This window comes from Caballeronia arvi, from assembly GCF_001544695.2.
GTDB lineage: Bacteria > Pseudomonadota > Gammaproteobacteria > Burkholderiales > Burkholderiaceae > Caballeronia > Caballeronia arvi.
Window position 1 is genome coordinate 16,901 of the sequence record NZ_FCOM02000033.1, and the last position, 21,079, is coordinate 37,979.

18 protein-coding genes are annotated in these 21,079 nt (G+C 64.4%); 5 read left to right on the forward strand and 13 right to left on the reverse strand.

All coding sequences use genetic code 11. The annotated features are described in order from the left end of the window. Nucleotides 1–49: 49 nt before the first annotated feature. The 12 genes from AWB74_RS28075 to AWB74_RS28130 form a co-directional block, all read right to left on the reverse strand. On the reverse strand, nt 50–1,408 hold the full coding sequence (locus AWB74_RS28075) for an MFS transporter (RefSeq protein WP_061149914.1): 1,359 nt from the start codon (nt 1,406–1,408) through the stop codon (nt 50–52). Between the two features lie 148 nt (nt 1,409–1,556). Continuing rightward, a complete protein-coding gene (locus tag AWB74_RS28080) occupies nt 1,557–3,215 on the reverse strand; it encodes a UbiD family decarboxylase (protein WP_061149915.1) in 1,659 nt (552 codons plus the stop codon). 83 nt (nt 3,216–3,298) lie between these two features. Then, nucleotides 3,299–4,771: an NAD-dependent succinate-semialdehyde dehydrogenase gene (locus AWB74_RS28085; RefSeq protein WP_061149968.1), complete on the reverse strand. Its 1,473-nt coding sequence runs from the start codon at nt 4,769–4,771 to the stop codon at nt 3,299–3,301. 71 nt (nt 4,772–4,842) lie between these two features. Further along, nucleotides 4,843–5,436: a UbiX family flavin prenyltransferase gene (locus AWB74_RS28090; RefSeq protein ID WP_061149916.1), complete on the reverse strand. Its 594-nt coding sequence runs from the start codon at nt 5,434–5,436 to the stop codon at nt 4,843–4,845. Beyond that, entirely contained in the window at nt 5,423–7,090 is a 1,668-nt protein-coding gene (locus tag AWB74_RS28095) for a UbiD family decarboxylase (protein WP_061149917.1), read from the reverse strand. The genes AWB74_RS28090 and AWB74_RS28095 overlap by 14 nt, the downstream gene beginning before the upstream one ends. 87 nt (nt 7,091–7,177) lie before the next feature. After that, complete coding sequence (locus AWB74_RS28100; protein ID WP_061149918.1) at nt 7,178–7,906, reverse strand: enoyl-CoA hydratase/isomerase family protein; 729 nt, start codon at nt 7,904–7,906, stop codon at nt 7,178–7,180. Between the two features lie 65 nt (nt 7,907–7,971). Beyond that, on the reverse strand, nt 7,972–10,338 hold the full coding sequence (locus AWB74_RS28105) for a xanthine dehydrogenase family protein molybdopterin-binding subunit (protein ID WP_061149919.1): 2,367 nt from the start codon (nt 10,336–10,338) through the stop codon (nt 7,972–7,974). Between the two features lie 4 nt (nt 10,339–10,342). Further along, nucleotides 10,343–10,855 carry a (2Fe-2S)-binding protein gene (locus AWB74_RS28110; RefSeq protein WP_061149920.1) on the reverse strand — a complete coding sequence of 171 codons (513 nt, stop codon included), beginning with the start codon at nt 10,853–10,855 and terminating at the stop codon, nt 10,343–10,345. A gap of 14 nt (nt 10,856–10,869) precedes the next feature. After that, nucleotides 10,870–11,757: an FAD binding domain-containing protein gene (locus AWB74_RS28115; RefSeq protein ID WP_061149921.1), complete on the reverse strand. Its 888-nt coding sequence runs from the start codon at nt 11,755–11,757 to the stop codon at nt 10,870–10,872. 30 nt (nt 11,758–11,787) lie between these two features. Continuing rightward, a complete protein-coding gene (locus AWB74_RS28120) occupies nt 11,788–12,492 on the reverse strand; it encodes an SRPBCC family protein (RefSeq protein ID WP_087039226.1) in 705 nt (234 codons plus the stop codon). A 78-nt stretch (nt 12,493–12,570) separates the two neighbouring features. Further along, nucleotides 12,571–13,365, reverse strand: a complete 795-nt coding sequence (locus tag AWB74_RS28125; RefSeq protein WP_061149922.1) for an alpha/beta fold hydrolase — start codon at nt 13,363–13,365, stop codon at nt 12,571–12,573. 75 nt (nt 13,366–13,440) lie between these two features. Further along, nucleotides 13,441–13,836: a carboxymuconolactone decarboxylase family protein gene (locus tag AWB74_RS28130; RefSeq protein ID WP_061149923.1), complete on the reverse strand. Its 396-nt coding sequence runs from the start codon at nt 13,834–13,836 to the stop codon at nt 13,441–13,443. Nucleotides 13,837–13,963: 127 nt separating this feature from the next. Here AWB74_RS28130 and AWB74_RS28135 point away from each other — a divergent pair, with 127 nt between their 5' ends. The 5 genes from AWB74_RS28135 (at nt 13,964) to AWB74_RS28155 (ending at nt 20,556) form a co-directional block, all read left to right on the forward strand. Then, the gene (locus AWB74_RS28135; protein ID WP_061149924.1) at nt 13,964–14,677 is read left to right on the forward strand and encodes a GntR family transcriptional regulator; all 714 of its coding nucleotides are present in this window, start codon (nt 13,964–13,966) and stop codon (nt 14,675–14,677) included. A 288-nt stretch (nt 14,678–14,965) separates the two neighbouring features. Next, the gene (locus AWB74_RS28140; RefSeq protein ID WP_061149925.1) at nt 14,966–16,264 is read left to right on the forward strand and encodes an MFS transporter; all 1,299 of its coding nucleotides are present in this window, start codon (nt 14,966–14,968) and stop codon (nt 16,262–16,264) included. An 87-nt stretch (nt 16,265–16,351) separates the two neighbouring features. Beyond that, entirely contained in the window at nt 16,352–17,743 is a 1,392-nt protein-coding gene (locus AWB74_RS28145; protein WP_235024697.1) for a uracil-xanthine permease family protein, read from the forward strand. A 159-nt stretch (nt 17,744–17,902) separates the two neighbouring features. Continuing rightward, complete coding sequence (locus tag AWB74_RS28150) at nt 17,903–18,949, forward strand: porin (protein WP_235024698.1); 1,047 nt, start codon at nt 17,903–17,905, stop codon at nt 18,947–18,949. A gap of 164 nt (nt 18,950–19,113) precedes the next feature. Then, nucleotides 19,114–20,556 carry a DEAD/DEAH box helicase gene (locus AWB74_RS28155; protein WP_061149928.1) on the forward strand — a complete coding sequence of 481 codons (1,443 nt, stop codon included), beginning with the start codon at nt 19,114–19,116 and terminating at the stop codon, nt 20,554–20,556. A gap of 40 nt (nt 20,557–20,596) precedes the next feature. Here AWB74_RS28155 and AWB74_RS28160 read toward each other — a convergent pair whose 3' ends face one another. After that, nucleotides 20,597–20,860 (reverse strand): hypothetical protein, encoded by a 264-nt coding sequence (locus tag AWB74_RS28160; protein WP_061149929.1) that lies wholly within the window; start codon nt 20,858–20,860, stop codon nt 20,597–20,599. Between the last annotated feature and the right edge of the window lie 219 nt (nt 20,861–21,079).

The window sequence follows — 21,079 nt, forward strand, 5'->3', positions numbered from 1 at the left end:
TCCGCCGCTCGCGACCGGCGAACGCGAATCCGTGCTTCGAAAGAACGCGCTAGTGCCGCGACAGCGCCGAGCGCGAGGACATCTCCCGCGCCACTTCCGGCGTGATGGTCCGGTTGAGCATGAAGCAGGCGACACCGGCCGCCAGCAACGGCAACGCACCGAGAAAGAAGATCGTTCCGATCGGCGTTCCGATGGCGATCAGCACCCCGGCGAGTAGCGGGCCGATGATCGCGCCGATACGCGCCACCGCGAAGGAGGCGCCGGTCGCGGTCGAGCGGATGAAGGTCGGATAGATCATGCTCGAGATGGCGTTGAGGCCGATATTGCCGCCCAGCACCAGCACACCCGAAGCGAGCGACATCGCCATCGTGAGACCGGCGCCCGTACCGACGGCCAGCCCGAGGGCCGCGACGGGAATCGCGCCGAAGATCATCGTTAGCGTCATCACCTGCACGCCCTTCTTGTCGATCAGCCAGCCGAAGAAGCAGCTGAAGCCGGCACCGAGCTGAAACAACGCCTGGCTGCGGGCCGCGTTGGCGAAGCCGATTTCATCGGTCAGCAAGGTCGTCATCCACTGCGACAGGAAGAAGTGAGTGACGAAGGAGAGACCGAGCCCCAGCCACAGAAAGGCGGTCATGGCCGAACGGCCTTCGGTGAAGAGGTGCTTCACCGGCACGCCCGTGCGCACCTGCTCCTGGATGGTGAAGCGCGTGTCGTCCGCGAATTGCGCGCTGGGTTTCAGCTTGCGGGAATAGACCAGGATTCGGTTGCTGGCGGGATTGCGCAGCGCCAGATAGCGGATGGATTCCGGCAGGCCGATGAACAGGATGACGCCCACCACCACGGCGCCGGCCCCGCCCAGATAGAAGACCGAGCGCCAGCCATAGGCCGGAATCATCTCGGCCGCGAGCAGGCCGCCGCCGGACGAACCCGCCGTGTAGCCGAGATAGAGCAGGGTGATGATCAGCCCTCGATTCGCCGAGCGGGCATAGTCCGTGATGAGCGAGACCGCCATCGGCATGCCGCCGCCGATGCCGAGCGCGGCGCAGAAACGCATGATCGACAGTTCGACCAGATTGTGGGCGAACGGCACGGCGAAGGTGAAGCCACCGAACACCACGGTCGCCAGCAGGATGGCGCGCCGCCGCCCGATGCGGTCGGCCAGCATGGCGAAGAGGACCGAACCCGCCATCCAGCCGACGATGCTGATGTTGAACACGGGCGTCATCAGCGCCCGGTTGATGCCCAGTTCCTTGATGATGCCGGGAGCGGCGTAATTCAATGCCTGATTGTCGAAACCGTCCGCCAGCATGACGAGGGCGCACAGGACGAACAGGGTCACGGTGAACCAGCTCCGCTCCTGCGTCTCGACGACTTGGGCGATATCGACGGTATTTCCTTGGGTCATGGCGGTCTCCGAATGTCTTTGCTCTGGCAGCCTGGGCTGCATCCGACGGCGTGTCGCGTGCCGGACGCCCGGCCATGCGCGCGATGTCATGGCCGGAGTCGGCATGTCGTGGGACGACTCGCGGGTCGGGTGCGATTGCCGAAGGCGCTTACTCGCCGTGACTGCCCGACGCGTCGCGCACCGGGGTTTCCGGCTTCACGCCGCCGCGCCGGTTGGCCCACGTGCGCTCCCCCGTCTCGCGCCAGCCGCCGGATGTGGCCGCCTCCGCGTATTCGTCCCAGCGCTTGTCCCAGTCGCCCAGGTGATAGCCGTGCCACGGTGGCTGCGGCGTGAGGCTGGGGAGCTCCAGCTCTTCCCAGATCTTGCGTGCGGCCGTCATGTAGGGCTCTGTCGGCAGCGCCAGTGGCGGCATGGCGTGCTTCAGCGTCGCGTCGATCAGGAGCGTGCTTTCGAGCGGCGCGCGGCCCGACTTCGGCCCGTGGCCGCTGGTGCGATAGGGCGTCACATGCAGGTCATGCGTGAAGTCGGCCCGATAGGCCAACGACCAGAAGATCGCGTCGGCGTTTTCCGGGTTGATGTCCTCGGACACCGCGATGACGAGCTTGCCGCACTGCGCCTGGAGCGTCGCGGCCCCCTGCAGGCCGCGCCAGACCTCCGCCTGCTGCGTGCCGCGCGCGAACTGTAGAAAGATCACCTTGCGCAGATTGGTCAGCGGCTCGTGCATCACTACCCGCTTGATGCCGCGCACGCCCATCACCTTGCTCAGATGCTCGAGGTACAAGGGCTCGTAGGCCACCTTCTTCAGCACCGAGCTTTCGCTGGGCGTCACCTGGCTGATGATCGAAACGAAGACGGGCTTCTTCTTCATCGTGATCGCGGTGACGTGCATCGACATGTTGTAGTCTTCGAGCGCGATGTGGCCGTGGCTTTCGCCGAACGGGCCTTCGGGCTCGAGCGCATCGGTGTCGATCAGGCCTTCGATCACGATTTCGGCATCGGCGGGCACGACGAGATCGATGGTCTTGCAGCGCACCACCTCGACCGGCGCGCGCATCAGCCCGCCGGCGACGGCCATCTCGTCCTGATCGATCTGGAGCTTTTGCGGCCCGGTGAACAGCACGGCCGGCGCGCAGCCCAGCACGATGGCGCAGGGCATCTGCTGACCCTTGGCGCGATACTTCTCCCAATGGAGATAGCCCCCGGCTCCCGACAGCCGGCTCGCCATACGCACACCCAGGCGGTTCTCCGACTTCAGGGCGGCGCGGTACGTGCCCATGTTCTGCACGCCGTTCTCGGGGTCTTTGGTCACGCAGAGCGTCGCGGTCAGATAGGGCGCCGCATCGAAACCGGGCGTGGAGACCGGCACCGGCAGCCGCGACAGGCCCTTTTCCTTCAGCGCATCGCCGCTGATCACCACTTCCTGACAGGGCGCGCGCTCGACCATCACCGGCGGGACCGGCTCGGCGATCGCACCCGTCCAGGCCTTTCCGATCTGCTCGACCGGCAGTCCCAGGCCGGTGGCGTAGATTTCCGGCGATGCCGCCAGCCCGCCGATCAGCACCGGAATGTCATAGGCGTGACCGTCGCCGTCGACCACGTTGGTGAACAGAAACGCACGGCGCTGATCTTCGTGCAGACCGCCCTGAAACTGCCAGCGCGCGAGCGGATGCAGCTCCGTGTCCTTGTTGATCGGCCGCTCGATGCGCGTCAGCAAGCCCCTGGCCTCCAGGCGCGCGATGTGTTCCTGCAGGTCGCGCGGGGCGCCATCGGCGGTGGCGCTTGGCGAAATTTCGCGAGGCGATGTCATTCTTGCTCCTTCGTGTGAGATCCGGCGAGCGGGATCATCACGGTGATTGTTCGATTTCGTTGCGATGTGACCGGGCGTGCCGCTCAGACGCCGCCCATGCACAGGTATTTGAGTTCGAGGTATTCCTCGATGCCGTATTTCGAGCCTTCGCGGCCCAGACCGGACTGCTTGACGCCGCCGAACGGCGCGACCTCGTTCGAGATCAGACCGGTGTTGATGCCGACCATCCCGTATTCGAGCGCCTCCGAGACGCGCCAGATCCGGCCGATATCGCGGCTGTAGAAGTAGGCCGCCAGCCCGAACTCGGTGGCGTTCGCCGCGTCGACGGCTTCGCGCTCGTCACGAAAGCGAAAGAGCGGGGCGACCGGCCCGAAGGTTTCCTCGGTCGCGAAGCGCATCGATGCCGTGACGCCCTCCACCACGGTCGGCTCGAAGAAGAGCTTGCCGGCTGCGTGACGCTTGCCGCCGGTGATCACGCGCGCGCCGTGCGCCACCGCGTCCGCGATATGCGCTTCGACTTTCCCGACGGCGGCCTCGTTGATGAGCGGGCCTTGCGTGACGCCGCTCTCGAAACCGTTGCCGACCTTGATCCGGCCGACCGCGGCCGCGAATTTATCGGCGAAGGCGTCGTACACACCGTCTTGCACATAGAAGCGGTTCGTGCAGACGCAGGTTTGCCCGGCGTTCCGATACTTCGAGGCGAGCGCGCCTTCGACCGCGGCGTCGAGGTCGGCGTCATCGAAGACGATGAACGGCGCGTTGCCGCCGAGTTCGAGCGAAAGCTTCTTGACCGTCGGCGCGCACTGGCTCATCAACAAGCGGCCGACCGGCGTCGAGCCCGTGAACGAGAGCTTGCGCACGATCGGATTGGCGGTCATCTCCGCGCCGATTTCGCGCGGATCGCCGACGACCACGCTGAACACGCCCGCCGGCACGCCCGCGCGATGCGCGAGTTCGGCCAGCGCGAGCGCCGAGAGCGGCGTGGCTTCGGCCGGCTTCACGATCATCGCGCAGCCGGCGGCGAGCGCGGGCGCAACCTTGCGAGTGATCATCGCGGCCGGGAAATTCCACGGCGTGATCGCGGCGCAGACTCCGATCGGTTCCTTCGTGACCAGCATCCGCTTGTCGGTGGCGGGCGATGCGAGCACGTCGCCATCGACCCGTTTGGCCTGCTCGGCAAACCATTCGATGAACGATGCCGCATAGCCGATCTCGCCTTTCGCTTCCGCGACCGGCTTGCCTTGCTCGGCCGACATGATGATCGCGAGGTCGTCGGTGTTCGCGACCATCAGCGCGTGCCAGCGCTTCAGGACCGAGGCACGCTGCGCGCCGGTGAGCGCGCGCCAGCCGCGCTGCGCACGCTCGCCGGCTTCGATCGCGCGGCGCGTCTCGACGCCGGTCATCAGCGGGACGTCGGCGATTGTCTCGCCGGTGGCGGGATCGTCGACGGCGAACGTGCGGGCGTCGTCGGCAGCGCACCATGCGCCGTCGACATAGGCGAGCGTGCGCAACAGGCTCGGGTCGGCGAGCCGGGAAAGCGGATTGGATTCGGTCATGGTCATCGCAAGAGGGCTGCTGCCGCCGGATGCGGCGGGCGTGTGACGTTGATGAAAGCGGGGCGGCTGTTCTAGCGCTCTTCCTGCTGCTCTTTCCAGCGCTTGACCACGCCGGTTTCGATGTCGAACAGATCGAGCATGCGGCCGATCGTGTGATTCACGATGTCGTCGATCGTCTTCGGCTTCGAGTAGAAAGCCGGGACGATCGGCGCGATGACCGCGCCCATGTCGGAGAGCTGGACGAGCGTGCGCAGGTGGCCGCCATGCAGCGGCGTCTCACGCACGCCGAGCACGAGGCGCCTGCGCTCTTTCAGGACGACGTCGGCCGCGCGGCTGACCAGCGAACTCGTGATGCCCGTGGCGATCTCGCTCATGGAGCGCACCGAGCACGGCACGATCAGCATGCCCTTCGTCTTGAACGAGCCCGAGGAAATGGCGGCGCCGATATCGCCCGCCGAATACCACTTCGACGCACGCGCACGCAGATCGGCGGCGCGGATGTCGGTTTCGTAGGTCATCGTCAGCTCGGCGGCCTTGCTGATCACGAGATGCGTCTCGACGCCCGCCTCGGCGAGCAGTTCGAGCGCGCGAATCCCGTAGATCACGCCGGACGCGCCCGTGATGCCGACGATGATCCGTTCCGGAGTGCTGTTATTGGTTGCCACGATCGTCCTCGAAGGTGCGCGCCGGGGAATTCGGCTCGACGCCGCTGCGACCGCGCGCCTGGTACGACGCATCGCGCTGCATCCATTCGCCGCGCGTCGCCTGCTCGGCATTGCGGTCCCATTCCTCGGTCCAGTCGCCGAGCGAGTAGCCGTACCACGGCGACTCCGGCTTGAGCGTGGGCAAGCCGAGGCGTTCCCAGAGCAGCTTCGCGTTCTCCATGTATTCCTTCTTCGGCAGTGCGAGCGGCGGCATCGGCGTCTTCATGGTCGCGTCGATCAGCATCGCCGAATCGAGGCCGGTCGCGTGGTCCGAGCGCGGACCGTGGCCCGGTTCGCGGTACGGAATCATCTTCACGTCCTCGACGGGATTGCAGCGATAACCCATCGCCCAGAACACGGCGTCGGCGTTGTCCGGATCGATGTCGTCGTCGACGGCGATCACGAACTTGCCGATCGCGGCCTGCAGCGACATCGTGCCGTACAGCGCGCGCCATACTTCCGTGCGCTTCGAGCCGCGCTCGAACTGCAGGAATACGAAGCGGCGCAGGTTCGTGAGCGGTTCGTGCAGCGACACCTTCTTGATGCCGCGAATGCCGAGATGGTCGCGCAGGTGGCGCAGGAACATCGGTTCGTAAGCGAGCCGCTTGATGACGCTCGATTCGGACGGCGTGACCTGCGAGATGATCGACGTCAGCACCGCGTCCTTGCGTCGCGTGATCGCGGTCACTTCGATCACGAGGTTGAAATCCTCGAGCGCGACGTAGCCGTGGCTTTCGCCGAACGGGCCTTCCGGTTCGAGATACTGCGGATCGACATAACCTTCCACGACGACTTCCGCTTCGGCGGGCACCAGCAGATCGACGGTGCGGCCCTTGACGACGCGGATCGGCGCACCGGCAAGGCCGCCCGCGACACCGAGTTCATCGACGTTCGGACGCAGCTTCTGCGGGCCCTGAAACGCGACGACGGGCGGCGCGCCGAGCACGATCGCGACCGGCATCTTCTCGCCCTTCTCGGCGTATTTGCGCCAATGGTCGAGACCGCCCGCGCGCAGATTGACGAGCATCATCATGCCGAGGCGCGTCGCCGATTTCAGATGGCCGCGATACGTGCCCATGTTCTGCACGCCGGTTTCCGGATCGCGCGAGATCACGCCGGTCATCGTCATGTAAGGCGCGGCGTCGAAGCCTGGCGTCGAGATCGGCAGCGGCAGCGATTCTAGGCCGTTGCCCGGACCTTCGAGGTCCTTGCCTTCGATCACGATGTCGTGCACCGGGCCGCTTTCGACGACGACCGGCGGCACCGGATGGTCGATCGCGCGGTTCCACGCGTCACCAATATCGTCGAGCGACGGCACGTTCATGCCGATCCGGTAAATCTCCGGATTCGCCGCGATCCCGCCGACGATCACCGGAATGTCGTACTTGCGTCCCTTGCTGTCGACGATGTTCGTGAAGAGAAACGCCTTGCGTTCCGCTTCCGGAATGCCGCCGCGAAACTGCCATCGCACGAGCGGATGCATTTCGGTGTCTTTATTGACCGGCTCGTCGATCCGATACAGCAGGCCCGCCGCGTCGAGCCGCGCGATGTGTTCGTGCAGGTCCGCGTAACCCGTGGTCGCGGAGGCCGTGGAAGTGGTGTCTTGATCAGCCATGACTGGAAGTCCCGTGAAGCGCCGCATTGCGCGGCGCCTTTGTTGCTTGAGATGAAATGTGTGGCGTGACGGGTCGTCGTCGACGCTTTAGCGACGCATCGACGTCATCGCGTTCGCGAGCGATGCGCCGGCCACTTCGCTTGCGAGCGAGAAATCGGGAATCGTGATTTCACGGAAGTACGTCTTCAACGTGGCGATGGCGATGCGGTCGCGCGTGCAGATCGACGCGACCATTGCGTCGGCGCGTGCGCTCAAAGTGTCGCCCGGCACGACTTCCGCGACGATGCCCCATTCGCGCGCATTCGCGGCATCGATGGTCTCGGTCAGATAGACCAGATGCGCGGACGCCTTCGGCGGCACCTTGTGGCGCAGCACGGACAGCACGAGCGTGGGCGGCAGGTTCTTTTGCAGCTCGGGCAGGCTGAAGCGCGCGTTATCCGATGCGATGGCCATGTCGCACGCGGTGACGAGCGCACAACCGAAGCCTTCCGCATCGCCTTGCACTTCGGCGATGAGCGGCACTTCGCTTTCGTGCATCGCGCGGTAGACGTCGAGAATCGGATCGGCGACGTTGCGGCGGAACTGCGCGGAGCTCGGCGGCGTGGCGGGCGGCGCGCCGACCGCGCGGCCACGGCAGAACGCCGGGCCCGACGCGCGGAGGCGAATGATCTTCACCTCAGGGTCGCGGCCGGCCTTGCGGATTTCGGCGGCGAGCGCGCACATCGCGTCGAGCGTCAGCGTGTTGCCGAGGTCCGGCTGGTTCAGGGTGATCCGGTATTCGGATTCGTGGAGTGCTGCGTTGAATTCGGTCGTCATGGCGTAGGGATGCAGTCAATGAAAACAGGGAATCGACACTTCTGATGAGCGGGCGCACGCGCCGGTCAGCGAGCGTAGGCGCCGGCCTCCTTGAGCTTCTGGAATACGCGTTGCGGCACGAGCGGGGCTTCGGTGAACTCGACGCCGTATTCCGAGAGCGCGTCCTCGATCGCCGCGACGATCGCCGCCGCGGCCGGAATCGTGCCGCCTTCGCCCGCGCCTTTGACGCCGAGCGGGTTCAGCGGCGACGGCGTTTCGAGATGCACGATGTCGACGTTCGGTACGTCGGTTGCCATCGGCAGCAGGTATTCGCCGAAGTTCGTCGTGGTCGGCTGTGCGTTCTCGTCGTACTGCATCCATTCGAGCGTCGCGTTGCCGATGCCATGCGCGACCGAGCCGATCACCTGGCCATCGACGATCAATGGATTGATGAGCTTGCCGGAGTCGTGCGCCATCACATAGTTGAGGATCGTGATGTGACCGGTTTCGCGATCCACTTCGAGTTCGACGACAGCGGTGCCGTTGCAATACGTCGATTGCGCGGGCGAGAAGTATTTCGTCTCCTCGAGGCCCGCGGTGAGGCCCTTCGGCATCGTGAAACCGGGCATGCCCTGCGAGATCTTCGCGAGCTGGCCATAGCTCATGCGCTGTTCGATTCCCGCGCGGCGCGCGACATGACCTTCGACGAGCAGCAGTTCTTCGGGCTCGCACTTCCACAGGTGGGCGGCGAGCGTGAGCATCTTTTCGCCGACGGCCTGCGCGGCAATGTAGACCGAGTTGCCGGCATTCACCGTCACGCGGCTCGCGAACGTGCCGACGCCCATCGAGATGCCGCCCGTGTCGCCGGTAATGACGTCGATGGTTTCGAGCGGCACGTTCAGCTGTTCGGCGCAGATCTGCGCGAAGGTCGTCTTGTGGCCCTGGCCTTGCGGCGACGCGCCCGTAATCACGACGATGCGGCCGTTCGCCTGCACGCGCACCGTCGCGCCTTCGAACGGTCCCATGCCGGTGCCTTCGACGAAGCTCGCCATGCCGATGCCGACGAAGCGCCCCTGGCGGCGCGCCTCGGCCTTGCGCGCAGGGAAGCCCGCGTAATTCGCGCGTTCGAGCGCCGCCTTCTGAGTCGCCGGATAGTCGCCGCTGTCGTAGCGCAGCGGACTGCCGTCGCGATAGATGAAGCCCGCGTCATACGGCATCTGCTCCGGCTGGATCAGATTGCGCCAGCGCAGCTCTGCGCGATCCATGCCGAGCGTGCGCGCGGCCTTGTCGAGAATCCGCTCCATCGCGAACACCGCTTGCGGGCGGCCCGCGCCGCGCACCGGCGAGGTCGCGCACTTGTTCGTGTAGACGACGTCGAGCTTTGCGCCCATCGCCGGGATCACGTAAGGGCCGGGCGTCGTCGTGATCGAGATGTACGGCGTGATGATGCCCCACGGCAGGAACGCGCCGTTGTCGTGCACCATCTCGAGCTTCACGCCGCGAATCTTGCCGTCGTTTTCGAGCGCGATGCGCACGGTCCACCACTGGTCGCGCTCCTGCGTGACCGCGAGAAAGTGCTCGCGCCGGTCTTCGATCCATTTGACGGGACGCTTGAGCGCGACCGCCGCGATCGCGACGAGCGCCTCTTCCGGATAGAACGGCAGCTTCGGACCGAAGCCGCCGCCGACGTCGTTCATCAGCACGCGCAGCTTCTCGGCATCCCATTCGAGCAGCTCGACGAGATTCTTCTTCTCGTGATGCGGCGCCTGTCCCGACGACCAGACGGTCAGCTCGCCGTTGGTCGCGTGATATTCGGCGAGATAGCCGCGCGTTTCCATCGGATGGGCGGAGCCGCGGTTCTGCCAGTACGTTTCCTCGACCACATGCGGCGCATCGGTGAAGGCCGCGTCGATATCGCCGAAACCCATTTCGATATGCGCGACGACGTTGTCTTTCGCCTCGGTGTGGCAAAGCGGCGACTCGGGGCGCAGTCCGTCGCGGCAATCGGCGACGGCGGGCAGCGTGTCGTACTCGACTTCGATCAGACCGCACGCGTCTTCGGCGATATATCGGTTGTCCGCGACGACGAACGCCACCGCTTCGCCCGCGAACGTGACTTCGGTCGACGCGAGCAGTTCCTGCGTGCGCTCGAAACGGATCGCCGGGTTGGGCAGCATCGAAGGCGCGCGGCCGCGTGCGCGGCCGCTCAGGTCCGCGTGCGTGTAGACGGCATGTACGCCCTTGAGCTCGCGTGCAGCCGTGCAGTCGATCGAGACGATTTTCGCGTGCGCATGCGGGCTGCGCAGCACGGCGGCCTGCAGCATGTTCGGCAGATGCACGTCGTCCACGTAGGAGCCCTGGCCTTGCAGCAGCTTTTTGTCCTCGGTGCGCATGACGCGCTTGCCGATGTAACGCTGGTCGGTGGGCGCGCCTTTCAGATCATCGATTTCCATCGTGTCACTCCGTCGCGTAGGTCGCGGGTGCGGCGGCGCGCTGATCGCGGATGCGCTGCGCGGCGAGCAAGGCCGCGGCCACGATCGGCTGATAGCCCGTGCAGCGGCACAGATTGCCCGTGATCGCTTCGCGGATTTCGGCTTCGGTCGGCGAATCCGTTTCGTTCAGCAATTCGGTCAGTGTCATCAGCATGCCGGGCGTGCAGAAGCCGCATTGCAGCGCGTGCTTTTCGGTGAAGGCTTTTTGCAGCTCGTTGAGCGTGCCGTCCGCGTGGGCGAGCCCTTCGACGGTGGTGAGCGTCCGGCCGTTCACCTGGGCGGCGAGCGTGAGGCAGGCGCGCGCGGTGCGGCCTTCGATCAGCACGGTGCATGCGCCGCACACGCCGTGCTCGCAGCCGTAGTGCGTGCCGGTGAGTTCGAGGTCGTGACGCAGGAAGTCACCGAGCATGCGGCGCGATTCGACTTCGCGCTCGTAAGCGGTGCCGTTGACGACGACTCTGACGGTACGAGTCTCCATGTCTCTCTCCTTAGTCACTCTACGTTGTGTCTTGCGACGCGCGAGAACGCCCGTTTCAGCGCTCTTTCGGTCAGGACGCCGGCGAGATGCTGGCGGTAGTCGGTGCTCACGTGCGCGTCGGTCATCACGTCGAGCGCACGGGCGGCGTCGCTTGCGATGCGCAGCGCGCTGTCGTCCATCGGACGGCCGCGCAGGGCGGTTTCGACGTCGTGCATCCGCACGGGTCCGGGCGCGACGCCGCAGATCGTCAGCGAAAGGCGGTCGATGTTCCCTCGCGCATCGGCGGTGCAGAGCGCCGCGACGCCGACGATGGCGTAATCGCCGTGGCGCCGCGCGAACTCTTCGAAGGCATAGCCGTGGCCTTCGGGCCAGATGTCGAGCGAGATGCCGGCGAGCAGTTCGCCTTCTTCGAGCGCGGGCGTCATGTACATCAGCGCCCAGTCGGACATCGGCAGTTCGCGATGCGTCACCGCGCCGTCTTCGTAACGCGCGATCGTCAGCACGCCGTCGAGCGCCGCGGTGAAGCAGGGCTGTTCCGACGACGGATCGAGCTGGCACAGGCTGCCGCCGAGCGTGCCGCGATTGCGGATCTGCTTGTGGCTCACGAGCTGATACGCCTCGCGGATCAGCGGCGCGCGCTTCGTGACGAGCGGCGACAGTTCGATGTCGCGCTGCCGCGCCATCGCGCCGATGTGAAGGCGACCGTCCCGCTCCTCGATGCGCGTCAGTGCATCGACACCGTTCAGGTCGATCAGGTGACTCGTCATCAGATAGCGGAAGTTCATCATCGGCATCAGCGACTGGCCGCCGGCGAGCACGCGCGCATCCTCGAGCGTGCCGAGCAAGCGCGCGGCTTCGTCGACGGTGGTCGGCGCGTGATACTGGAATTCACTGGGTTTCATGGCTGCTCCACGGGTGCGACGGCCGCCTCGTCAATGCTGTTGCCCGGGTCTGAAAATCCGGGCGAAGAAGTTTCGGATCGACTGCCACATCGCCTTGCGCATCAGCGCGCCGGCATCGAGCGGCGCGACCGGCGCGGGAGCGGGCCGCACGCGGCGCGGCTCGGCGGGCGGCGCCGGCGCGGCGGTCTCGGCGGCGTCCTGCGGTGCGGCAGCGGCGGCGCCGTTCGGGACATCGCCGCCGACGAGCGTGTGTGTCACCGGCTCGGCGTGCGCCGCGTCGGCCTCGATGAGCGCCGTCAGATTCTTCGCGAACTGGTTGAGCAACTGCTGCGAAAGCGCTTCGATCATCCCCGCGCCGCGACCGTACTGCGCGACCGTGCCCGACAGGTTCACTTCAGAGACGACGTCGACTTTCGTCTTGGCGCCGGCTTCGGTGACGGCCGCGTTGATCTGCGCGTCGGCGCCGCCGCGGCCTTTGGTATCGGTGCCGCTCGCCGAGACGACGACCGTGCGGTTGGCGTCGTTCTGATCGGCGATCTTGAATTTGCCTGCGAACTTCAGCGTGAGCGGACCGAGCTTGACGGTGAAGCCGCCCTTGTAGCTGCCGTCGGGCTGCTGTTCCTTGAGTTCCGCGCCCGGAAAACACGGCGCGGACCGCTCGATGTCAGTCATCGTTTTCCAGACGTCGGCGGGTTGCGCATCGACGGTGAACGACGAACGGATGGTGATTGCCATACTGCCTCCTCGGAGCGATCGGCCCGTGCGGGCGTGCTCCACTTATCTGGTTGATTCTGCGCCGCGCGGGCTCGGGTCTTACTGCGCGATTCCTGTCAGGAACGCGTCGAACACGGGCGTAAAGGTCTCGCGCATGTCGAATGCGCCGAAATGCGCCGCGCCCGGAATCGAGACGAAGCGGCCGTCCGGCAGCGCATCGGCGATTTTTTGCGACACCGCCGGAGGAATGCTCGCGTCGGCGTCGCCCGCGACGACGAGCGCCGGCTTGGGCACGTCGCGCAATTCGGCCAGATTGTCGAGCCGGGAAATCGCTTCCCAGTTTGCGCTCCAACTGAACCAGTCGTCGGCGGCGAGGCGCGCGCGGCATTTCGCGACGAGATCGGGGCGCGGCGTGTCCGTCGTGAACCAGCGCCCGATGGTTTCGTCGATGACTTCCGACATCGCGCCCTGGCGGTTCGTGTCGCCGCGCGCACGAATACGCGGCCGCACGTCGTCGGGGAAGCCGCCGGCCGTCGCGCACAAGATCATCGCGCCGACGAGCTCCGGAAACTGGATGGCGACGCGCTGGGCGACCATTCCGCCCATCGACACACCAATCAGTGCGGCACCGGCGACGCCTTCCTTGTGCAGCACGGCGGCGACGTCGGCGGCATGGTCGGCGAGCGAGATCGTCGATGTGACCGCGCTCGAATCGCCGTGACCGCGCATGTCGATGGCGATGACGTCGTACGACTTGGTCCAGGACTCGGAATATTCGTCCCACCAGCTCCGGTCGACGCCGATCGGATGAAGCAGCACCAGCGGCCGGCCCGTCCCGCGGCGCGAGTAGGCGATACGGCCGGCTTGAATTTCGCAGTAACTTGACTGAGACATGACGTATGCGGGAAAAGCAGGATAGGCACGCGCGCCCGACGATCGAACGCGCGAATCAGCAACGGCTCGCACTGCTCATGCGGCTTTGGCCTTGAGCTCCAGAATGACCGCCTTGGCGCGGCGCAGCGCTTCCGCCGCCACAGGAATGCCCGCGTACACGCCCGCCTGCAGCAGGACTTCGGCGATCTCTTCTTCGGTCACGCCGTTGTTCACTGCACCGCGTGTATGCACTTCGAACTCGTGCCAGCGGCCGAGCGAGGCGAGCATGGCGAGGTTCAGCATGCTGCGTGTCGAGCGCGTCAGGCCGGGACGGCTCCAGACGTTGCCCCAGCAGAAATCCTCGGTGAACTCGAGAAATACGGCGTCGAACAAGTGAGGCTCGGCGTTGCGCTGCGTGTGCGCCGTGCCGAGCACTTCCTTGCGGATCGTTGCCCCGATAGCCCTGCGTTCAGATGACGTGATGTCTTGCATGAAAACCTCATTGGTGCAGTGGTTTGGACGGTTGTACGATTGTATAATCACAGACAGTATGAACACGCGTCGAAGTCGTGTCAATATGATTGTATTACGGGTCATGAAAAAGAGAGAGGGAATTCGAATGTCAGAAACGCAAACGGCGGTCAAGGACGGCATGGGTACGAACAGGCAAGTAGTGCGACCGGCGGCCACGTTGCGGCAGCAGGTCATCGAAGGGCTGCGCTCTTGTATTAGCGATCTGACCTTCAAGCCGGGCGACCGGCTCATCGAACGCGAGCTTTGCGAGATGCTGGGCGTGAGCCGGACGCTGATTCGCGAAGCGCTGAGCCAACTGGTCGCGGAAGGGCTGGTGCAGATCATTCCGCACAAGGGGCCGATCGTCGCCGTCATCACGAAGAACGAGGCGAAGGGACTGTATGAAGTGCGCGCGGCGCTCGAGGCGCTGGCCGGGCATCAGTTCACCGAGCGGGCGTCGAACGATCAGCGTGTCGCGCTGATGCAGGCGCTGAAGGATCTCGCCGCGATCCGGGATATGACCGCCGACGGTTCGATCCTTCTGTTCCTGAAGCAGAAAGCCAAGTTTTACGACGTGATTCTCGAAGGCGCCGGCAATCCGGTGCTGACGGAGATGCTGCGTCTCGTGCATACGCGGGTCATGATGCTGCGCGCCACGACGCTCTCGCAGGAAGGACGCCTCAAGGAAAGCTATAGCGAGATCTCGGCGATCGTCGACGCGGTCATGCGCAACGACGCCGATCAGGCCGCCGCTGCCTGCAAGCGGCATGTGCAGCAAGCCGAACGGCTCGCCGTCGAAGTCCTCGCGGACATCAACTGACGGAGCCTCCCGTCGTCCTGACGTGCGAGCGACTAGCGCCGCACGTCAGGACGAATTCTCCGCTCGCCTCAGCGCTCGACAGCTCTCGTCGGCTTTCGCTTTCTCCCGCCTTTCTTCCCCTTTGCGTGGCCCTTCGGTCAGGCAGCGGTACGTTTATCAATCCGACAATACTCCGTATTGCAATATCATTGTATTACGGCATATACTCCCGGCATTGAATCGGCGTGTGCCGACAAGACTGAGTGCGTCCGGTCGTTTAAAACGATAGAAGACCAGGAGACAGCAGGCATGGACACTTCGCAGGAGGTAGGCGAGCGCGTGGCGGCATCGGCCGCGGCGCCGAAGTTCCGGTTATCGCGCTATCAGTGGCTGACGCTGATTTCCGCGTTCCTCGGCTGGATGTTCGATTCGATGGACCTGAACCTCTTCACGCTCGTGCTCGTGCCGAGCGTGAGCCAGTTGATGCACACCACGGATGCGGCGCAGATCAGCAAGATCGGCAGCTACATCATCGCGGGCAAGCTGCTGACGTGGGGTATCGGCGGCGTGCTGTTCGGTGTGGCCGCCGACCGGCTCGGCCGCTCGCGCGTCATGACATGGACGATCCTGATCTATGCCACCTTCACGCTGCTGAGCGCGTTCTCGCAGACCTGGACGCAGCTGGCGGCGGCGCAGGCGATGGCCGGCTTCGGCATCGGCGGCGAATGGGCGGCCGGTGCCGCGCTCGTCGCCGAGTCGTGGCCCGAGCGGCATCGCGCCCGCGCGATGCAGATCATGCAGATGGCCTTCGCGTTCGGATTTCTCGCCGCGGCGCTCGACAATCTGCTGCTCGGCAGCCTCGGCTGGCGCTGGGTGCTCGGCATGGGCGCCGCGCCCGCGCTCGTCACGATTCTCATACGGTTCTTCGTTCCGGAGCCGCAGCGCTGGGTAAAAGTGCGGGCAAGCGTCGACGCCGAGCCGGCCATGCAGACCTTCGCCGCGATCTTCGCGCCGGGGTTGCGCCGCAAGACGATCGTCGGCGTGCTCGTCGCGTCGGCGGCCATGCTGGGCTGCTGGGGCGGACTCACCTTCCTGCCGAGCTGGGTTCATCAGTTGTCGGTGCTGGCGTCGGATCACCGCGATGTCGGCTCGACGGTGAGCTACGCGTTCATCCTCATGATGATCGGCGCAACCCTCGGCTATCTGACGCTCATCTGGATGCTCGACGCGCTCGGCCGGCGGATGTCGTACTTCATCTTCTCGCTCGGCTCGCTCGCCATTTCGCTCGTGCTCTTCATGACGGCGCACGACATCGCCCGCGTGCTGTGGCTGATGCCCTTGTACGGATACTTCGTTATCGGCGCATTCGGCACCTTCGCCGCCTATTTGCCCGAGCTTTTTCCGACACGGGTGCGGGCGACCGGCCAGGGTTTCTGCTGGAACATGGCGCGTGCGCTGACGAGCATCGGCCCGATTGCCGGCAATGTCGTCGTCGCGAAGTTCGGCTCGTTCCCTGCGGCGTCGGCGGCGGTCTCGCTCCTGTTCATCGTCGGGATGGTGTCGATCTGGCTCGGTCCCGAAACCAGAGGCGTTCCGCTCGATGACTGAGTGAACGACGTTGCGCGACGAACGCTGCCGACGCGCGGTCAGCGCGCGCGCCCGCAGAGATCCGCTTAAACCAGAATGGAACAGACCTTGAGTTCAGATATGTCGAATCCAGGCGCCTCAAGCCAGAACGCGGTCTCCGCACGCGTCTTCGATGTCGGCATCAACGAGCGCTTGCCGATTTCGCAACTGGCCGTGCTCGGCTTGCAGAACGTCTTCGGCATGACGGGAATGTTCGTATTTCCCGGCATTCTCGGCCGCGCATTCCATCTGCCCGATGCGCAGATCGCGTATCTCTACGGCATGACGTTCATGGCGTGCGGGATCATCACGATCCTTCAGTCGGTGTTCCTGCTGCGACTGCCGATTGCGCAAGGCCCTTATGCGGGCAGCTTCGGCGCACTGTTGACAGTCGGCCATATGCAGGCCGGCGGGCTCGGCACCGCGTTCGGCTCGTTCTTCGCCGCTTCGCTGATCTGGTGCCTGCTTACGGTCCCGATCCGCGGGCGTAGCGTGGCCGGACTGTTCGCGCGTCATCTGCGCGTGCCGATCATCTCCGGGATGATCGTGATGCTGATCATGGTGCAGATCGCGAGCGTCGCGCTGCCGTCGTGGATCGGCAACCGCGCGAGCCCCGGCTTTCCGGGCGTGAATCTTTTCGCGGGCGGGGTCGCGGTGTGCGGCATCGTGTTCGCGATGCTGTGGGGCGGCCGCTGGATTCGCCGCGTCTCTATCCTGCTCGGCCTGGCGCTCGGCACGCTCGCCTATACGCTGTTCCAGCCGATTTCGTTCGACGCCGTGGCCGCCGCGCCGCTCGTCGTCTTGCCGCGCGTTTTTCCGTTTGGTTTCGGCGTGCGTGCCGACTTCGTCGCGGTGTTTCTGCTCGTGCTGATTCCGGCCGGAATGGGATCGATGGCGCTTTATCAGACGGTCGCGGACTGGGGAAACGAAACGCTGACGCCGGGCCGAATGTCCGAGGGGCTTTTCGGTGTCGCGCTCGGCTCGGTCGTCGCGGCGACGTGGGGCGGTTTCAGCACGATCGCCTATCCCGACAATATCGGCATACTGCGCGCGACGCGCGTCGGCTCGCGTTTCGTGACCCTGATGGCAGGCATCTTACTGATCGTGCTCGGCGGCTGCGTCAAGTTCGACATGTTGCTTGTCGTGGTGCCGATTCCCGTGATCTCGGCTGCCGCGACGCTGCTGTTCGGCGTCGTCTTCATGCACGGCGTGCATATTCTGGCGCAGGTCGAGTGGGACGACCGCCGGCTGATCGCGACGGGACTCTCTTTCCTGATCGGCCTGGGCGGACTCTTCGTCTCTCCGGACGTCATGCACGCCATGCCGCTGATGCTGCAACTCGTGCTTCAGCAACCGGTCATCTCGGGCGGCCTAACGCTCGTCGTGCTGCACGCGTTGCTGTGCTCTGCGCGACGGCCATCGGCAACGCCATCCACTGCGGCCACGCATACGCAGCACTGAGCAGGAAGGGCGTGCGCGGTTCGCGCAATGTATGCATCGATTAGTATGCCGAATCTGTTTCTGATGGATGGTCGACGACACGAGGAGTGCGATGACACCGCACATCCTCGTAGCACAAATTGAACGATGTCAAATGGAGGAGATATGGTTAGAAGTGGGATGAGACGGTCGCTGACTGCACTGACGTTGGTGGGGCTTTCGAGCGGCGCCGCGTACGGACAAAACAACGTCACGTTATATGGCTCGCTGGATGGCGGTCTGCGCAATCTCGTGAACGGCACCAAGGCAGGCGGTGCGGCGCTGACGATGGCATCGAACGGCGTCTACAAATCGAATCGCTGGGGCTTTCTCGGCACCGAGGACCTGGGCGGCGGATACTACGTTCGCTTCAATCTGGAGGCAGGCTACGTTCTGTCGACCGGCGCAAACAGCAGTACGACCAATCAGATCTTCCAGCGCAATTCGACGATCGGTATCGGCGGGCCGTTCGGACGGGTCGACATCGGCCATCAGTTCACGCTGCAGCACCGATTGATCAAGGAGTTCGAGCCGTTCGATCTCGACTACCTCCAGGTGACCGAGGCCGCAGCGATATCGGGGGGCACCAGCGGACGAGACGACAACGCCATGTACTACCACGGCGACTTCGGTCCCTGGACGGCTCGCGCGGATTACGCGCCGGGCGGCGTGCCGGGCAGTCTCGCCAGCGGCTCGATGATCGCGGGCGGTTTCAACTACCACACGCAGCGTTTCAATTTCGGCGCCGGCTATACACGCCGGTCGACGCCGGTGCCGTCCACGTCCAGCGCGTATTTCGGCAACGATCAATACACCGCGGGCGGCGGCGTGACGTTCGGTCCCGTCGAAGTGATGGGCGGCTATTCACTCGTGATGCAAGCCGTTCCATCGACGATGGCGGGAAAGACGCGCAATCAGTACATGTGGGGCGGCGTGCGCTATCACGCGACGCCGTTCTTCAACGTGACGGCCGCGTACTACGACAACAAGAACACGACCAACGGCGTGAGCGGCAGAAAGGACGTCTCGATTCTTGGCGTCACTTATGCGCTGTCGAAACGCACCTTGCTTTATGCGGATATCGACTACACGCATTTCACGGGAGGCTATGTGACCAATGCAACGCTGAATCCGTCCGGGCATGAGAAACAGACGGGCGTCTCGTTCGGTATGAATCACTGGTTCTGAGCGCGGCCGTGCCTTCGAGCCGCCTGCGGGATACGCTGCATTTCTCCGTAGTCGCGCTCGATACAGCCTTGCGTGAGCAGCGGCGATCATCTTGACCAAAAGATCTGCGCGGTGCGATCAATGCGGTAACAGCTAAAATCGGGGTTTTGCCCTGGAATACGCGCATGTCTTTTGCCTCGCTCGGCCTGATCGATCCATTGCTGCGCAATGTGCAGGACCTCAATTACCAGACACCGACGCCGGTACAGGCCAAGGCGATTCCTGCTGTGCTCAGTGGCAAGGACGTCATGGCTGCGGCACAGACCGGCACGGGAAAGACTGCGGGTTTTGCACTGCCGCTGTTGCAGCGGCTGGTGCAGCATGGTCCGGCGGTATCCAGCAACCGCGCGCGTGTTCTGGTTCTAGTGCCGACGCGTGAACTGGCTGAACAAGTGCTGCAAAGCTTTATCGACTACGGCAAAGGCCTCGATCTGCGATTTCTGGCCGCGTACGGCGGGGTGAGCATCAACCCGCAGATGATGAAGTTGCGCAAAGGCGTGGATGTGCTCGTCGCCACGCCTGGCCGTTTGCTGGATCTCAATCGCCAGAACGCAGTGCAGTTCGATCAGGTAGAAACGCTGGTGCTGGATGAAGCCGACCGCATGCTGGATCTGGGCTTTGCACGCGAACTCAACGCCGTGTTTGCTGCCTTGCCCGCTCAGCGCCAGACCTTGCTGTTCTCTGCCACGTTCACTGATGATATCCGCGCCATGGCGGCGAGCATTCTGCGCGACCCGGTCAATATCAGCGTCAGTCCGCCCAATGCCACGGCCAGCAAGATCAGGCAGTGGGTCGTGCCGGTGGACAAAAGGAACAAGCCCGAGCTCTTCATGCACCTTGTGGATGAGAACGACTGGCAGCACGCGCTGGTGTTCGTCAAAACCCGCAATGGCGTGGATTATCTGGCGGGCATCCTGGATGCAGCAGGCTATTCGGTCGACACCATCCACGGCGACAGACCGCAACCCACGCGCCTGCGTGCGCTGGAGCGCTTCAAGACGGGTGAAGTAGATATGCTGGTCGCCACCGATGTGGCTGCGCGCGGACTGGATATCGACGACCTGCCTCTGGTGATCAACGTCGATCTGCCGATCGTGGCGCAAGACTATGTGCATCGTATTGGCCGCACCGGCCGTGCGGGCGCCAGCGGCGTGGCGGTGTCCCTCGTGTGTGCCGATGAAGCGCCGCAACTGGCCGCGATCGAAGCGCTCATCCGGCAAACGCTGCCTCGTGAAGAAGTGCCGGGTTTCGAAGCCGAACACCGAGTGCCGCAGACCAGCGCGACAGGGCAGATCATCAAGAAACCCAAAAAACCCAAGAAGCCCAAAGTGCCGCAAGTTGCACCGGGCGCCATGCAGGCGCTCAGTAAAAAACCGCGTCAGCAAACTGGCGAAAGCAAACGCAAGCCTGCGGCGCCGGGCGCGGTAGCCGCAGGGAAAGACACAAGCTTGTCCGCCAATCCATTCAGCGTGCAAAAGCGACGCAACAAGCCCGCCAGCAAGTCAGTTGCAGGTTCACGTGAGCCGACTGGCAAGGACGCTGGTGGCCGCGGTAAACGCCAACCCTGATGATTTGTGTGGCTGCTTTCGCTGAGCGCTTCGCTTTCACTCAGTCATCGAACTCGCCAGCCTCCAGAGCATCAGCGAAATCCGTGAGCCAGGTGGCGAAGTGATCGGTCTCGTAGATCGCCTTCTTGCCGTTGGTGATTCGCGTGACGGAGATCTGCCGCGTGGCGCCGGTTCCGTTGTTCTCCGGAACAACCACATTGTCAGTAATCTGGAAATCACGAAGTTCGAGGCCCCGATCCGCAAGGACGGCTTTGACGTCTTCCTGTTCGTCCCAGGAAAACTGGGAAAAGTCATGGGCTGTCATGCGGTCTCCTCGCGAGGATGAGGGTAAGGTTTCTTCTCTTGCGGAAACGAACGATCGCTTTGAAATGTTCTCGACGTTGGGCGAAGCCATAAGGAATGCATTGCTGCCGGCGCGGTTCCTCCATTGTGATCTGAACCGCATTCGCGATCAAAGCGCGTGACACGCTGCACGGTCCGAATCTAGGCACTTTCCCTATGTTACGATCCTAACATCCATGCT